The organism is Fusobacterium sp. JB019, assembly GCA_030673965.1.
Classification (GTDB): domain Bacteria; phylum Fusobacteriota; class Fusobacteriia; order Fusobacteriales; family Fusobacteriaceae; genus Fusobacterium_B.
The window spans coordinates 18,404-35,439 of record JAUTCN010000006.1; the positions used below are offsets into that span (position 1 = coordinate 18,404).

The 17,036-nt window shown below is 26.8% G+C and carries 14 protein-coding genes; 7 read left to right on the plus strand and 7 right to left on the minus strand.

All coding sequences use genetic code 11. From position 1 onward, the window contains the following. The first annotated feature begins 3 nt into the window (after window positions 1–3). The 5 genes from Q7K47_05300 (at window position 4) to Q7K47_05320 (ending at window position 6,045) form a co-directional block, all read left to right on the plus strand. Window positions 4–1,986, plus strand: a complete 1,983-nt coding sequence (locus Q7K47_05300) for a glycoside hydrolase family 13 protein (protein MDP0506634.1) — start codon at window positions 4–6, stop codon at window positions 1,984–1,986. Between the two features lie 87 nt (window positions 1,987–2,073). Further along, on the plus strand, window positions 2,074–2,706 hold the full coding sequence (locus tag Q7K47_05305) for an outer membrane beta-barrel protein (protein ID MDP0506635.1): 633 nt from the start codon (window positions 2,074–2,076) through the stop codon (window positions 2,704–2,706). Window positions 2,707–2,899: 193 nt separating this feature from the next. Next, complete coding sequence (locus tag Q7K47_05310; GenBank protein ID MDP0506636.1) at window positions 2,900–3,556, plus strand: outer membrane beta-barrel protein; 657 nt, start codon at window positions 2,900–2,902, stop codon at window positions 3,554–3,556. A gap of 147 nt (window positions 3,557–3,703) precedes the next feature. Then, complete coding sequence (locus Q7K47_05315) at window positions 3,704–4,774, plus strand: YibE/F family protein (protein MDP0506637.1); 1,071 nt, start codon at window positions 3,704–3,706, stop codon at window positions 4,772–4,774. A 20-nt stretch (window positions 4,775–4,794) separates the two neighbouring features. Beyond that, the gene (locus Q7K47_05320; protein ID MDP0506638.1) at window positions 4,795–6,045 is read left to right on the plus strand and encodes a hypothetical protein; all 1,251 of its coding nucleotides are present in this window, start codon (window positions 4,795–4,797) and stop codon (window positions 6,043–6,045) included. A gap of 58 nt (window positions 6,046–6,103) precedes the next feature. Here Q7K47_05320 and Q7K47_05325 read toward each other — a convergent pair whose 3' ends face one another. Beyond that, window positions 6,104–6,376, minus strand: coding sequence for a metal-sensing transcriptional repressor (locus Q7K47_05325; protein MDP0506639.1), 273 nt, complete (start codon window positions 6,374–6,376; stop codon window positions 6,104–6,106). Window positions 6,377–6,520: 144 nt separating this feature from the next. Between Q7K47_05325 and Q7K47_05330 the strand changes: the two genes are divergently transcribed. After that, window positions 6,521–6,976 (plus strand): VOC family protein, encoded by a 456-nt coding sequence (locus Q7K47_05330; GenBank protein MDP0506640.1) that lies wholly within the window; start codon window positions 6,521–6,523, stop codon window positions 6,974–6,976. A 45-nt stretch (window positions 6,977–7,021) separates the two neighbouring features. Here Q7K47_05330 and Q7K47_05335 read toward each other — a convergent pair whose 3' ends face one another. The 6 genes from Q7K47_05335 to Q7K47_05360 all read right to left on the minus strand — a co-directional run bounded on the left by Q7K47_05335 (window position 7,022) and on the right by Q7K47_05360 (window position 13,327). Beyond that, a complete protein-coding gene (locus tag Q7K47_05335) occupies window positions 7,022–8,857 on the minus strand; it encodes a fructose-specific PTS transporter subunit EIIC (GenBank protein MDP0506641.1) in 1,836 nt (611 codons plus the stop codon). A gap of 25 nt (window positions 8,858–8,882) precedes the next feature. After that, entirely contained in the window at window positions 8,883–9,794 is a 912-nt protein-coding gene (gene pfkB / locus Q7K47_05340) for a 1-phosphofructokinase (protein MDP0506642.1), read from the minus strand. A gap of 12 nt (window positions 9,795–9,806) precedes the next feature. Then, a complete protein-coding gene (locus Q7K47_05345) occupies window positions 9,807–10,538 on the minus strand; it encodes a DeoR/GlpR family DNA-binding transcription regulator (protein ID MDP0506643.1) in 732 nt (243 codons plus the stop codon). 144 nt (window positions 10,539–10,682) lie between these two features. Then, window positions 10,683–11,396, minus strand: a complete 714-nt coding sequence (locus tag Q7K47_05350; protein ID MDP0506644.1) for a hypothetical protein — start codon at window positions 11,394–11,396, stop codon at window positions 10,683–10,685. A gap of 87 nt (window positions 11,397–11,483) precedes the next feature. After that, the gene (locus Q7K47_05355) at window positions 11,484–12,431 is read right to left on the minus strand and encodes a DUF1848 domain-containing protein (GenBank protein ID MDP0506645.1); all 948 of its coding nucleotides are present in this window, start codon (window positions 12,429–12,431) and stop codon (window positions 11,484–11,486) included. Window positions 12,432–12,436: 5 nt separating this feature from the next. Further along, a complete protein-coding gene (locus Q7K47_05360) occupies window positions 12,437–13,327 on the minus strand; it encodes a class I SAM-dependent methyltransferase (GenBank protein ID MDP0506646.1) in 891 nt (296 codons plus the stop codon). A 266-nt stretch (window positions 13,328–13,593) separates the two neighbouring features. Between Q7K47_05360 and Q7K47_05365 the strand changes: the two genes are divergently transcribed. Beyond that, the gene (locus tag Q7K47_05365; protein MDP0506647.1) at window positions 13,594–17,022 is read left to right on the plus strand and encodes a hypothetical protein; all 3,429 of its coding nucleotides are present in this window, start codon (window positions 13,594–13,596) and stop codon (window positions 17,020–17,022) included. Window positions 17,023–17,036 lie beyond the last annotated feature (14 nt).

The window sequence follows — 17,036 nt, forward strand, 5'->3', positions numbered from 1 at the left end:
AATATGGAATATTTAAGTTTTAAATGGAATGATAATTATGTGAAATATAATTCACAAGATACAGAATACAAAGCTCCTTACGGAGCTGTACCTTGTAATTGTGATGTTAGAATTAGAATAAAAATAAATAAAAGTGCTCCTATAAAGAATGTATTTTTTAGATTAGGAAAAGATACTAATGAAAATCCTTATAACCAAATGTTAAAAGTTAAAGAAATGGAATTAGAAAAGGATGTACAAGAAGAGAACTATAATTCTTATATACATAAATTTAAAACTTCTAATAATCCAGAATTATTATTTTATTCCTTTGAGATTGTTTTAGAAGATGGAACTATTAAATTTTATGGAAATAATGAATGTGAACTTGGAGGAATTGGACAAGTTTATCAAAATGGTCAGCATTGTTATCAAATAACAACATATTATGAGGATAATAAAACTCCAGATTGGTATAAGGAAGCTATTATGTATCAAATATTTCCTGATAGATTTTTTAATGGAAATGAAGATGGAATGGTAAATAGTCCAAAGAAAAATTCTTTTATTTATGGTAATTGGGATGATATTCCATTCTATATTAGAAATGCAAAAAGAGAAATAGTACGTTGGGATTTTTATGGTGGAAATTTAAAGGGTATAGAAAAAAAACTAGATTATATTAAAAATTTAGGAATTGATTTAATATATTTAAATCCTATTTTTAAAGCAGCTAGTAATCATAGGTATGATACTGGAGATTATAAGAAAATTGATGAAGTTCTTGGAACAGAAAAAGATTTTAAAAGTTTAATAGATAATGCTAAAACTAAAGGTATTGGAATTATGCTAGATGGTGTATTTAATCATACTGGAAGGGATAGTATATATTTTAATAGATTTTCTAATTATGATTCAGTAGGTGCTTATAATTCTGTTGGTTCAATTTATTATGATTGGTATAAATTTAAAAAATATCCAAATGAATATGAATGTTGGTGGGGAGTTAAGGATTTGCCATGTGTAAATGAAAGAATTCCTTCCTTCATAGATTATATTATAGAAGCTGAAGATAGTGTGATTGCTCATTGGATGAAATTAGGGATAAAAGGTTGGAGACTTGATGTGGCTGATGAACTTCCTTCAGAATTTTTAGTGAAATTAAGGAAAAGATGTCACGAAATAGACAAAGATTCTGTTATTTTAGGAGAAGTTTGGGAAGATGCAACTAATAAAATAAGCTATAATAAAAGAAGAAGTTATATGAGAGGAAGACAACTTGATTCTGTAACAAATTATCCTTTTAAAGAGATTTTCTTAGATTATTTTTCAAATAAGTTTGATACTAAAAAATTAGTAATGTTATTTGAAAATATAAAAGAAAACTATCCAAAAGAAAACTTTTATGCTCTTACAAATATGTTAGGTTCTCATGATGTTGAGAGGATTATAACCATGTGCGAAAGAGTAGCTAGACGTATTCAAGAAGAGATATATAGAAGGGAATTACATAAGGAACATATATTAACAAAGGAACACTTATCTGAAATTATAGGTGAAAGAATATTAAAACTTATGGTAACAATGCAGATGGTTTTTCCTGGAGTACCTTTAATCTATTATGGTGATGAAGTAGGAGTTTCTGGTGGAAAAGATCCTGATAATAGAAGGACTTATCCTTGGGGGCATGAAAATAAAGAAATTTATAATATGTATAAAAATTTAATTAAACTTAGAAAATCAAGTAAGATGTTTTCTATTGGAAAATTTAAGCAAATATACATAAAAGAAGATGTTTATGGAATTGTTCGTGAATATGAAGATGATTATGCATTAATTATTGTAAATAGACATCCAATTAATTTCTATGATATTGAATTTAGAGATCTTGATTTAGAAGAGCTTTATAACTATGAAACAAAGGAAAAGGTTCTATTAAATAATGAAATATTAAAATTAAATATTAGACCTCTTTCGGTTGTTGTTTTAACAAATAAACTTTTGTAGAGTAATTAAATTAAAATAAAGTTATAAAAGTAAAAAAAGATAAATAAACTGCTATAATATTTATAAAGATATTATAGGGGGATAGGAATGAAGAAGATTATAATAGGATGTTTAGTTTTATCTACAATTTCCTTAGCTGCTTCTAATAAATATATAGAAGCTAAGATAGGGACTGAAATATATTCAAAATATTCACAATTTTTAGTTAATGGAGATGAATTTTTAGGACAAAATACAAGAAATGCTAAAGAAAATAGAGAAGACTTAGAGAATGGATTTGAAGTATCATTAGAATTTATGAAAGAATATAATAAATATGTGGATTTAGGATTAGGAGTTGCTTATCAGAGACATGCCACTAGAAAGATTAGTCCCAAAGGTGAGTTAGGAGGAGATTATGATTCTGTTCCAGTTTATTTTGTAGGTAAATTTAAAATTCCTACAGAATCTAATTATAAACCTTATTTTAAATTTGATATTGGATATTCTTTCAATAAAAATGAAGAACCACTTAAATTTCCAGATGGAAGAGTTGAAGCAGGGTTAAGTGTTACAGATGGATCTTATTTTGCTTTAGGCGGAGGACTTGAATATGATAACTTTGTAGCAGAATTAATGTATGGAGTTACACAATCTAAGTTTCAAGATAGTTATGGTGAAGAAGATTCAGGAGATTACAATAAGTTAACGTTATCTGTTGGATATAAATTTAATCTCTAACCTCAATATATTATAAAAAAAGGTCATTGAAAATAAAATTTCAATGACCTTTTAATTTGCTTCTTTGTCAACTAGTGTTGGTGGAGAAAAATAAGAAAATCTTAAGAAATAGTTAATAAATAATTAAAAAACACTTGGTATAATAAATATATTAATAATTTAAATAAGAAGTAAAAATATTAAGGGGGAAAAAATGAAAAAAATATTAGTAGGATTATTTGTTATATCAGCACTAGGATATGCTAAAGAAGTTATACCAACTGCAGAAGCTGCGCCAGTTCAAGTTGAGGAATTAGGATATAATTTAGATGTTAAAGTTGGTGGAGATCTTTATTCAAATTATTCTTGGGTTAAAGAAGTTGGAACTAATAAAAAATTAGTTGATGATGAAACTAAGGGATTAGGATATGAAGTGTCGGTAGAATTTTTAAAAGAAATGAATTCAAATTTTGAAGCAGGATTAGGTTTAGCTTATCAAAGTCATGCAGATAGAAAAAGAAGTGATATAAATGCAAAAGGTGCTTCTTATGATTCAATGCCAATTTATGCAACAGCAAAATATAAATTTAATTTAGATAGTATGTATGTACCTTATGTTAAAGCTAATTTAGGTTATTCGTTTAACTTTAATGAAAAAGATTTAAAAACTCCAGTAGGGAACTATTCAGTTAAAACTGATGATGGATTATACTGGGCAATTGGTGGAGGAGTTGAGTATAATAACTTCTTAGTAGAATTAATGTATGGTGTAACTAAATCTGATGCAAAAGCAACTAAAGCAATTAAAGGAGACTATGCAAATGATTATGAAAAATTAACATTATCAGTTGGTTATAGTTTCGATTTATAAGATATAGGTTGAACTAAAAAATATAAAGCTTATATTCCTTCAGCTTAAAGGCTGGAGGAATTTTTTGTTATATATTTTAAGTATATTTTTTTTGAAAAAATAAAATGGGTGGTATAATGGTAGTGTAAGTATAAAGGAGGGAAGAAAATGAAAAAATACGTACTAATTTTATTTACTCTTATATGTACTTTCTCCTTTGGAGAAGAATATACAAGTGGTAAAATTGTTGGGAAAATAGGGACAGCAACGGAAAATAATATTTTAACAGATGTTCATATTGATGGGGATGAAATAAAAGATGTTGCCTTTTATAATATAAAGGTTGATGGTAAGATAGTTCAGGTGGAAATGCCAATTTACGGGGAAGAGTCTTACAATCTAGATGTAGAAAAGGGAACAAGAGTAGTGTTAGCTTATGAGCCAGATGAAGAGGGGAATATGCAATATTACATTACAGATATTGATAAAAGATTTCATTATGGAGTTTTATTATTGCTATTTGTAGGATTTACAATACTTTTAGCTAAGCTAAAGGGAGTAAAAGCAATATTTAGTTTACTAGTTGTAATATTAGGAATAACTTATGGGTTTATTCCCTTTGTTGCAAAGGGTTATTCACCAATAATGTTAGCGGTTATTATATCTATTTTTGCATCATTTATTACAATAGCCTTTACTACAGGTTTTGACAAAAAAGGAAAAGTTGCTATAATAAGTAGTGTCCTTGGAACTTTTGTAGCTGGAGTTTTATCAATGTATTTTGTTCATAAGATGAAGTTTACGGGTTATACAACAGTGGAAGCAATAGGATATATAGATATATTAAAAGGGATTAAAGTAAAAGAGCTTGTATCAGCTGGAGTTATTATAGGTAGTATGGGAGCAGTTATGGATGTGGCAATGTCAATTTCTTCAGCCCTTTCAGAAATAAAAAGAAAACACAAGGAAATAACTCCTCATCAATTATTTGCATCAGGAATAACAATAGGAAAAGATATTGTTGGAACAATGGTTAATACATTGATACTTGCTTATATTGGAAGTAGTTTATTTGATGTTTTAATTATTTATATAAATTTACAAGATTTAGAATTTATAAGAATATTAAATTATGAATTTATAGGAACAGAAATTTTAAGAGGATTTATAGGAAGTATAGGAATACTTGCAGTAATTCCTATAACATCCTATTTATGCGCACATATGAAAGAAAAATAAAATTTGGAGGTAAGAGATATATGAAAAAAGCAAAACACGGGATATTGATATTGGTGCTCTTAATTGTAGCGGGGGGACTGATAGCTAAAAATACTATTGTAAAAAGAACTTTAGAAGAAAATTTAACAAAATCTTTAGAAGCTAATGTAAAAATAGATAGTGTTGGTTATAACATTTTTGGTGGTATTCTTAATATTGATGGTCTTAAGATAGAAAGTAATGAAGATAGTTCACAAGATGTTGTTAAGATAGGAAGTATTTCTACAAAGATTAACTATAGAAAAATATTTGAAAAGGAAATAACATTAGAAAGTGTAGAAGTGGAGAATATATTACTAATACCTAGTAAGAGTGATACAGGGCTAAAAGCTATAAAACAAGAGGATGCTACAAAGGAATTAGCAGCTTCAATTATAAAAAATTATAAGCTAATGTTTGAAAAAATTAATTTTAAAAATGATGCTACAACTGAGAAGGCAAGACAAATATTCTTAGGAACAACAACACCTCTATTGGATAAGTATATTGATTATAAATTATCAGATTATAGTACTGAATATATTCAAGTAATATTGAAAAAATATGTAGCAGCAAAGGCAAATATAAGAACAACTTTAGGAAATCCATCTCCAGATGATTGGGTAGTAAACATTGATAATTTTAATGTTAAAACAACATTATTTGGAAGAGAATTTGCTGGAACAATAAAGGGAGTTTCGACAGATATTACAAGAATGAATAAAATGATTCCAATAGTTTTAACAGCTAAAAATGTTGAAGAAGATAGTGTGATTGATGGAAAAATTAATTTTTATAGATTTGAAGGAGAAATTAATACTTCTTTAAAAAATGTAAATATAGGAACTATTCCAACTGTAAATGAGTATTTAGGTGGAAAATTATATATGAATCAAAAAATATTCTTATTACCTGGAACTAAAGTTTTTGTAGATGGTGATATTGATATTAAAGATGTGGTTTTAAAAGAAGAAAAGATAGCAGAGTATTTCTTAGATGATAAGGAAGCTATAAAAGTAATAACAGGTGGAACTAATGAGAATTTACAAAACTTTAAAATTTCATATAAATATAGCCCAAGAACAAATAAAGTTGATGTTGATTCTAATTTAGCTGAAAAAATAACTATTTATTTAGGTGGAGATGCTAATTATTACAGTACTTTAAAAAAAGATTTCCAAGAAAAATATGGAAAAGAATTAGATAAAGCTAAAGAAAAAATAAATAATGTTTTAGATGGGCTTTTTAAATAAAAATTTAATATTTAATTCATATAAAAAAATGGTGTAGAATTCCTGCACCATTTTTATTTTAAAATCTTGAAAAATATTCAATTGATTTTGCAAAGTTTTTAATTGTTTCATCAGCATTACCATTTTCAATACCTTCTCTAACGCAGTGTTTTAAATGTCCTTCTAGGATAACTTGTCCCGCTTTATGTAAAGCGCTTTTAGCTGCATTAATTTGCATTAAAATATTATCGCAAGGGACATCTTCATCAATCATTCTATCTATAGCATTAATTTGTCCTATAATTTTCTTTAACCTTTTATGAAGTTTATCATGATTCATACATTTATTCATAATCCTATCCTCCTTGTATACCCATATGGGTATATGGAAATCATATCAGTTATAAAATAAATTGTCAAGAAAATAAAATAACAAATTTAAATATGTTATAATAATTTTATTAATAAATGTTTAATTAAAGAGTAAGGAGGAAGTATGATAAAAGAAATTGCCCATGTGGGAATTACTGTGAAAAATATAGAAAAATCAATAGATTTTTATAAAAATATTCTTGGTTTAAAATTTAAAGGAGAGCTTCTTATGGAAGGAGAGGAAACTGATTTATTATTTAATAAAAAAAATAGTAAAGTAAGGGTAGCTTATTTAAATGGAAGTGATAATTTATCTTGTCCTCCAATAGAATTAATAGAATTTCTGTCAAATGATTATGAGAAAAATGATATTGATTTGCATAGAGGTTCCATATCAGAAATTTGTTTTTATGTTGATGATATTGATAAAGTTTATATGGAGTTATTAGATAAAGGAGTAGAGTTTATTTCATCTCCTCAAATGTTTGATTTTTCAAAACATGGATTTGGGAAAAGTAAGGCAGTTTATTTTAAAGATATAGATGGTATTATTTTAGAATTAATGGAAGTTATAGAATAAAAAAAAGCTCCTGATTTCAGGAGCTCTCATATTATAAAAAGTATTTTATTTGGCAGGTTTTAAGAATCCAATTAAAGCAGCTGTTATAAATGATCCAACAAGGACAGCAACAACATACATAATAGGATTAGTCATAACTGGTATAACAAATATTCCACCATGAGGAGCAGGAAGTTGAACTTTAGCAAACATAGATATTCCACCTGCAATAGCAGAACCAATTATACAAGAAGGTATAACTCTAGCAGGGTCAGCAGCAGCAAATGGTATTGCTCCTTCTGTTATAAATGAAGCTCCCATAATATAACAAGTCTTACCAGCATCTTTTTCTTCTTTAGTAAATTTATTTTTAAATACAGTAGTTGCAATTGCAATTCCTAAAGGGGGAACCATTCCACCAGCCATAACAGCAGCATGAGGATAGAAGTTTCCAGCAGAAATCATAGCAATACCAAATGTAAATGCAGCTTTATTTATAGGTCCACCCATATCAACAGCCATCATTCCAGCAAGTACAACTCCAAGTAAAACTAAATTTCCAGTTCCCATAGATTCAAGCATTGAAGTCATTCCAGAGTTAAGAGCAGCTACAGGTCCAAGGATTACTTTATACATAACAGTACCTGTAATGAAAATTCCAAATAAAGGATAAAGTAATACAGGTTTAATTCCTTCTAAACTTTCAGGTAATTTAGCAAAAACTTTCTTAAGTAAAATTATAGAATAACCACCAAGGAAACCACCAATTAGAGCTCCAAGGAAACCAGCACCATTATTAGCAGAAATAAGTCCAGCAACCATTGCAGGAGCAAAACCAGGTCTGTCAGCAATACTCATTCCAATAAATCCAGCCATAACAGGAATCATTAGGAAGAATCCATTTCCTCCACCAATATCCATAAGAAGTTTTGCAAATGGATGGAAACTAGGATCATTAGGATCAAAGGCTTTAATTCCAAACATAAATGAAATTGCAATTAATATACCTCCACCAACAACAAATGGTAACATATTAGAAACACCTGACATTAGATGTTTATAGAATCCAGTTTTTTCTTTTTTAGTAGGAGCTTTAGTTTCATCAGCTGTGTATATTGGAGCTGAGTTATTTGTTGCTTCATTTATTAATTTTTCAGGATTTTTAATTCCTTCTTTTACAGGAACTATAACTACATGTTTTCCATTAAATCTAGTCATTTCAACATTTTTATCAGCAGCTACAATAATTCCCTTAGCATTTTTAATTTCATCAGTTGTAAGTTCATTTTTTACACCAGTAGAACCATTAGTTTCTACTTTTATTTTTATTCCAAGTTCACTAGCTTTTTTTCTTAAAGCATCAGCAGCCATATATGTATGGGCAATACCTGTAGGACAAGCTGTAACTCCTAATACATCAAAATCTTTGTCATTATTTTCTGCTGTTTCTTTTTTTTCAGTTTTAAGAAGAATATCTATAATTTCTTCCTTTGAAGTAGCCTTTAATATTCCTTCTCTAACCTCATCTTCTAAAAGAGAAGTTGTAAGTTGTGAAAGAACTTCTATATGAGAATCTGTAGCAGATTCAGGAGCAGCAATCATAAAAAATATTTTAGAAGGCTCATTATCTAGAGAATCATAATCAATTCCTTCTTTAGATATTCCAATTGCAACAGTTGGAACTTTTACAGCTGCAGTTTTAGCATGGGGAATAGCAATTCCTTCTTCTAAACCAGTAGAACTTTGTTTTTCTCTTTTAAGTATTTCTTTTTTATAATCCTCACGATCATTTAATTTACCATTTTCAAAAAGCATATCAACTAATTCATCAATAACAGCATCTTTATTTTTAGCTAAAAGATTTAAGTTGATACATTCCTTTGTAATCATAGACTTTAACATTTTATACCTCCTAATTATATTTAATTTAAATTTTATGAATCTCTATATCAGTTAATAAATTATTCATATCTTCAAAAGTAGTAAGCCCCTTTGAAAAAGCAGTTGAACTTCCAGATGCAATTGCGTATCTATATGCTTCAACTATATCTTTATTCAAATAAAGACCATATAATAAACCAGAAACCATTGAATCTCCAGCTCCAACAGAACTTATAAGTTTTCCTTGAGGTACTCCCCCTTTATAGATTCCCTTTTCAGAAATTAAGATGGAACCTTCTTTTCCAAGGGAAATAATAACATTTTCAGCTCCAAGAGTTCTTAATTTTTTACCAGCTTCTATAAGTTCTTTTTCATTTTGATATTTTTCATTAAAAAATTCTTCAATCTCATCTTTATTAGGTTTTACAAGAAAAACCTTTTCACATAGGGAAAACTGTAGTGGCTTTCCTCTAGTATCAAGAATAACTTTTACATTTTCAGGTAAAATATCAATGATTTTTTTATAAATATTTTTATTTAATGAAGTAGGAACGCTTCCTGATAATACTAAAATATCATTTTCCTGAATACATTCAATTGTTTTTAAGAATTGTTCATATTCTAGAGTAGATATATTAGGGGACATCCCTGCAATTTCACTTTCAGATTTTTGTGTTTTCATTTTAATATTTATTCTAGTATTTTCCTTTATATCTATAAATTTTTCAATTATTTCGTAATTAGAAACATTTTTTTTAATATATGCTCCAGTAAAACCTCCTACAAAACCAAGGGCAGTGCTAGGAACACCAAAGTTTTTTAAAACCTTTGATACATTTATTCCTTTTCCTCCAGGAAGAGTGTATCCATTTTTTAAAGAATTAAGATTACCTTCTATAAATTCATTCATTTCTAAATAATAATCTATAGCTGGATTTAAAGTAACTGTATAAATCATAAATTGCCTCCATTATTTTTTTGCCTTATCTATTGCCTTTGTAATTTCCTTTGGTAAATCAGTATCAGAAATTAGATCACCATCATTTAATGATGCAAAATTAAAGAAACTCTTAGTTTTAAATTTTGTATGATCACATAGGAAATATATCCGCTTTCCTCTTTTAATTGCTTCAGATTTAACTAAAACTTCCTCTTCATCAGGTGTAGAATATCCTTCAGTATTAACTCCATTAGCTCCAATAAATACAACATCAAAGTTGTATGTTTTAAGAGAATTCATAGCAGAAAAACCAACTAAGGCTCCAGTTTTTTTCTTAAGTTTTCCTCCAAGTAAATAAACTTCTTTATTTATAGCAGTAAGTTCATTTATGTGTGAATAACCATTTGTGACTATTTTTATATTTGGAATATCTTTTAAATATTTGATTAATGCAAAGGTAGTTGTACCAGCATCTAAAAATATAGTATCCCCTTCATGAATGAATTTGATTGATTTTTTGGCGATGATATCTTTTTCCTTGTTGAAGACTAATTTTTTAAAACCAATGTCTTCTTCTTTAGTTTCAACTAAAACAGCTCCACCATGGATTCTTTTGATTTTCCCCTTATCTTCTAAAAAATTTAAATCTCTTCTAGCAGTAGCTTCAGAAATCTTAAGCTTTTCAACTATGTCGTGAACTTTTATGTTTTGTTTTTCTTCTATAAGTTTCAAAATCAGATTATATCTTTCAACTGTTAACATTTAATCACCTCTTTCATTATATTTTAATAATAGCACATGAAATAAAAAAAATCAATCAAAAATAATCAATTTCTTTCAAAAATGCGGATTTTTGGGCTTTTACTGGAAAAAGAAAAATTCCAGGGATTTCCTGGAATTTTTGTATTAAGATATTCTTTTTCTTACTTTTCTTATTAACTTTTGAATGGGATAACCTTTTAAAATCCATATTTTCCTGATTCTATTAAAATTTTCTAAGAATTTTTTTCTACCTTCATCTAATTCTTCCACACATCTTTTTTGCCAAGCTTTACATACTCCTGATAAATCTGAATCAAATAATATTTTTCTTAAAAATCTAGGTAAAAACTTAATTTTAATAGCTGATTGAAAATCTATTATATAAGGATATCCATCCTTTCCCATAATTATATTTCCTAAATTCCTTAAATCTAAATGTACAATATCTTTATCTTGTATTTTTTTAATGTTTTTTTCTAAAGTTATAAAGAACTCTTTTCCTATAATATTTCCGTGGATACCTTTTAAAGCTGTTCCTTCTATATAATTAAAGCTAAGTGTATAAGGAGATATTATATTTACTCCCCCTGCAACTGACTTGTTATTTTTAAGTTCCATCATTTTATTAGCTTCATTTTTTATAAATAATCTTCCCACTGTATTTTTTATTATAAATGGTGATTCTGAAAAATCTTTTATAGTAAGATCCCTCATATCATCTTTATATCTAAAAACTGTAGCATTAGCTATTCTTCCATAATTTAATACTTCAATCCCTTCTTTAGAAATCTTTCCATAAGTTCTTTCAAGCATTTTTAAAACATTAATCTTTTCTCTTTTTAAATTTTTTTCTAACATATAAATCCTCTCCAATAAAAATTGACCGTGCGGTCATTGTTTTCCCCGAGGATATTATAACATATTTTCACAAAAGAAAACAGTCTCTTAAAATAGAGACTGTTGTTTTATTGGTTTGATTAATTTTTTTAATTTAGGCATTTGTCTAACATTTATTTTCATATCATCTTTTAATTCTCCAGTAAGTAAAGATGAAAGAGGATTATGAAGATTTGATTTAATTCTAACTTGATCATAGTTAAAATTAGCATAGCAATACAAGCAATTATGAAGACATGTGTTGTATTCTCCAATATCTATACTTTTAACACAACCACATTCTTCCCGTTGATATGGATCTTTTTCTATATCTATTTCAAAACCTAAAATATCAGAAATTAAATTATTATCAACGCATTTTCCGTGGGTTATTCCATACTTTTCTAAATTATATTTTTCAGAACAAGTTTCTATTTTAATGTTATATTTTTCAGCTATATTTGAAAAGTTTTCACATATGAAGTTTATATCTTCTTCACTCATTTTTAATATATGTAAAGATTTTGTGTTTTTTTCAGTTTTTTTATAATAATCAATGAAACTAATAACACATTTTTCTGTATATCCCTTTAATTTAGAGCAAAGATTTTCAAACGCCCTAACATGATATTCCTTTGTGTAAGTTTCATTTATAAATATAGGATCATATCTTAAAACAACTCTATTACTTCCTATTTTATTAGATAACTTTTTAAAAGTTTCTAAAATATTTTTTTTATTTTTTACATTAAGTTCAACATCTTTCCCGTAAGGGGTGATAGTATATTGAAAATAATAGTTATAACCACTAAGTTCATCTAGTCTAGAAAGCATAGGAGTAGCATCCTTAGTCCAAAACACAAAACAATCAACAGTATTTGGAGAAAGAGTTATTCTACTAATTTGTTTGTCATTAAAAGGATTTGGAACATCTACAAATCCTTCTTTTAAACGGTTAAAAAACCAATTGCTATAAAAAGCAGGAATATCTGTTCTTCTACTAACACTAACAATCATAATCATTATCTCCTTTCAAAATTAATGATACTAAAACATACTTGAGACATTGTTTTGATAGGTTTTCTAGAAAAAACATTTTCATGACAGAATTTTTTAAATGGACAAGGATTGTCTTCTAAAAAATCTAAATAATAATCACTTAAAAAATTAGATAAACTACTAGGATAACCAAATTCAGGTAGTATATCTTCTATTCTATAAGCAAATCCATTTGGTTTCTTATCAAAGGAATAACATTCTGTGAAAGAATCATCTGTTTTATAACCTAATTCATTTTGAATTATATTAAAAATCTCAATTCCTCTCCTGGCATCCCTTGTATTTCTAGCCTTTCTTAAGGAAAGGACAATAGTAAGTTTATCACTTTTAAAATTAGCATTTCTAAATAAATCTTTTAATTTTTCAAAATCTTCATCAGAAAATTCTCCAACTGATTTTGGGAAAATAATTGTATTATAATCATTTTCTTTAAAATCAAAATTAAGGATATCTGAATTGATAACTTTAGCATCATAATCATAATTATCCCAGTAAGACCAATTGATTATATCTACTCCAGTATATTTTATATTTAAATTTTGCTCTGATTTTTCATTAGCCAGTTTCATTCCCCAAAAATCTATTCCACATCCACATCCAATGGAAAGAATATTAAAGTCATTTTTTATAAAATTTCTTTTTATCATTTCATTATATAGGAAGTAATATTCAGTTAAATAAGCTGGAAAATATTTTAAAAGATAATATTGTTGGATAAACTTATTTTGATAATCAGGTAGTACTTCACCTTTAAAACCAAAATTCTTTAGTTCACATAAATATTCCTTTTCTTCTAAATTATCTAAAAAATCAAAGAAAATTTCTTTTAATTTTTCCATTGCAAATAAAATCATATATCCTCCATAAATAAAAAGTGTCCATTTACATTATACCATGAAAGTCTTAAGTTAAGAAATTTTATTTTTTTATCACGAAAAATATTAAAATTAACACGAAAATAACAAAAAAACACATATTTTTTTCAATAAAAAGCTGTTCCAATAATATCAAGTTTTTTTGTATGATGTTCAAAAAAACTTAAAAGTTGACAATTAGTACAAATAAGGATAAAATTGAAATACTGATTTATGTAATTTTTTTCTGGGGGGAGAAAATAAATATGTTATTAAAAAACAGACTAGGTTTAGTGTGCTTTTTTTTAGTATTAACAGAAATTGTAAATGCTGAATTAAAAAAAGAAATTGTTCAAGAAAATGTAATATTTAATCAAGGGTTTCAATTACAAGAAAAAAACAATTATGAAGAAAAGGGAGAGGTATTAGTTAGTTTAAATCCTATGATTTGTTTACCAAAAATGGAAGTAGTAGGATTTAGAGAAAAATTTGATTCATTGGGCGTTTGTATATATACAAACTATATTAATTTTATAAATAGATTTAATATAGTATTTTATGAAGATGAAAGTGGAAGAAATGAAATATTTTCAAAGGATATTAATGGAAAAGAGCTTTTAGAAAAATATAGTATAGAGATACCATTAGAGTATAGATATAAGAAGAAATTGTACTATAAATTAGTTGCTTATGATGATGAAGCTAATTTTGATGAGACAAAAATTCATACTTTAGATATGAAATATAAAAGAAAAGATTTTAAAGGATTATTAGAAAAGATATATGATAAATCATCACTAGTGATTCATAATATTCCTTTGAATTTTTTTAAAGTTACTTTTTTTGGGAAAGAATTTAAAAGTGAAGAAAAAATAGTACTAGATAATGTAGAAGTGAAAGTAGACAAAAAAGGAACTTTTGTATATGAGAGTTACTATATGCCAGGAAAATATGAAGTAAGTTGTAAAACAGATAATTATTCTTTACCTATCCAGTTTGAGGTGGATAATAATTATTCTTTTTTAGTTGGTATAGCAGATTTAAAAATGGGAACAAATGGAATAAGTAGAAAAAGTGATTTATTAACAAAGGGAGAAGAATATGTTGATAATACTTTTAATGAAGGAAGACTAGCTTTTTATACAAGAAATAGAATAGATAAATATAATATAGTAGCTCAATTGGATACTGATAGCCAGAGAATAAAGCATCTTTTTGATGGTCTTGGAAGAAGAAATAACAGAGAAATATTCAAAGATATGAAGACAGAAGATAAGGGCTATACTTTTGGCGATGATTCTTTTTCAAAGATGGATGTTGATACTCAAGGGAAAATGTATATAAGAGCTGAGTGGGATAAAAATAAGGTGTTATGGGGTAACTATAATACAGAAATAAATAATGGAGAATATTTAAATTATTCAAAATCTCTATATGGGGCAAACTTTAAAGGAGCTAGTTCTCTAGTTACAAAATATGGAGAAAATAAGACAAATTGGGGAGCTTTCTTTTCTAACCCAGAAGTTTTAGAAGAATATAATATATTTTTAGGAACTGGAGGTAGTCTTTATTATTTACAAAATAAAGATATAGTAGAAGGAAGCGAAGAGGTAAAAATAGAAGTTAGAAATGAAAAAACAGGATTAAAAATAAAAGAAATTTCTTTATCAGAGGATGAAGATTATGAAATAAATAGAATTCAAGGTAGGATTATTTTAAATGAGCCACTATATCAGTATGGAGCAAGTGATATAGGTGGTCTTATTAAGGATAATCCTATTTCTGATATAAAAATTTATTTAAAGGTATATTACCAATATTATGATAAAGAGTTAGTTGAAAAAAATGATTATTCAACAGGTGGATATTATAATACTTGGATAAATGATAATTTTAAATTAGGTGTAACAGGAATACATTCAACAGAACTAGATAAAACTTATGAATTACAAGGAATTAATGGAGTTTTAAGAAAAACTAAAAACACATATGCAAAATTTGAATATGGAAAAAGTAAAGGTAAAAGAATAGAAAAAGGATATTATTCTTCAAATGGAGGAATGGAATTTAAAGATATAGATTACAAATCAGATGATGAAGATAGCAGACATAATTCAGGTAAAGTTTATAGCATTGAAGGAGTTGTAAAACTTAATGAAATAAATAAAAGATTTAATAAGAATTCATTCACAAATTTTTGGTATAAAAAGAAAGAAAAAGGATTTTCAATGGATTCTTTAGAAGAAGGAAATGAAGAAGAAAAATATGGGTTTACTCTTAAACAAATAATTACTTCTAAATTATCAACTTTATTTAGCTATTCAATGGAAAAAATAAAAGATGAAGATAAAGAAGACGAAAATGAAGACATATCAATTCAAGGAAATTATGCAGTAAATAACAAGTTGACATTATCAGGTGAAATAAAAAGAAGTGAAGATGATTCAGATGATAATGATAGTTTAAGCAGTGAAGATTCCAACGATGAAAATAAAACAGAAGTAGGTATTCAAGGAAATTATAGATTTAGTAATTCTACAACAGGTTATCTAGGTCTTCAACAATCTATAGATAGCTCAGAAAATGATTTAATGATAAATTTAGGTGGAAATACTAAGGTACTTAAAAATTTAAGTATTAAAGGTGAATATTCTATAGGACAAGATGAAGAAGGAGCTTTATTAGGTCTAAATTATTTAGTAGCAGATAATTATGAAACATATTTAAATTTCAAAAGAGAAAATGATGATTCAACTAATGATAATGATATTACTTTTGGACAAAAAGTTTTATTAGGTGAAAAATATGAAATATATCAAGAGAATCAATTTAATACAGGAAAAGATTCTGAGGAAGAAATAAGTCAAGTTTATGGTTTAAATATAAACTTAACTAAAAATACAAAATATGGAATAGGTTATGAACAAGGTGATTTAAAAGAAAAAGATGAGAATAAGAAGAGAAAATCAATAAGCTTGTCTCTATCATATAACAATCATGACAATTTTAAATATAGTAACCGTTTAGAATTAATAAAAGATAAGTCAGAAAAAACAGATACAGAGGAATGGCTAACAGTAAATGATATTAAATATAAATTGAATGAAGAATGGACAGCTATAGGAAAATTAGATTTTTCAATAACAGAAAATAAAAAAACAGGAGACTATGACAAAAAATTTATGGAGTTAGGTATTGGTGGAGCTTATAGACCAATATATAATGATAGATTAAATATTTTATGGAAATATTCCTATATCTATGATCTTAATGGTTTTGATAAAGATGAAGATTATAGTTTTGGAGATTTAGATGAGAGATCAAATATTTATTCTATTGACGCAGTATATTCTTTTACAAAGAAACTAGATGTTGGAGGAAAATTAGCATATAAGCAATCTGAAATGAAAGCAGCAAATGATGAAGATAATTGGTATAGTGCTAAAACATCATTATATGCAATAAATGCAAGCTATAATTTTTATGGGGATTATAGAATTTCAGGAGAATATCATTGGTTGGTTTCAGATGAAAACTCAGAAGTGAAAGAAGGATGCATAATAGGAATAGATTATGATGTAAAAGAAAATTTAAGGGTAGGTATTGGCTATAACTTTACTAAGTTTAGTGATGACTTAAGATATGATGATTATAGGGCTGAGGGTGTTTTTGTAAATATAGTAGGGAAATTTTAATAAAGGAGAAATAA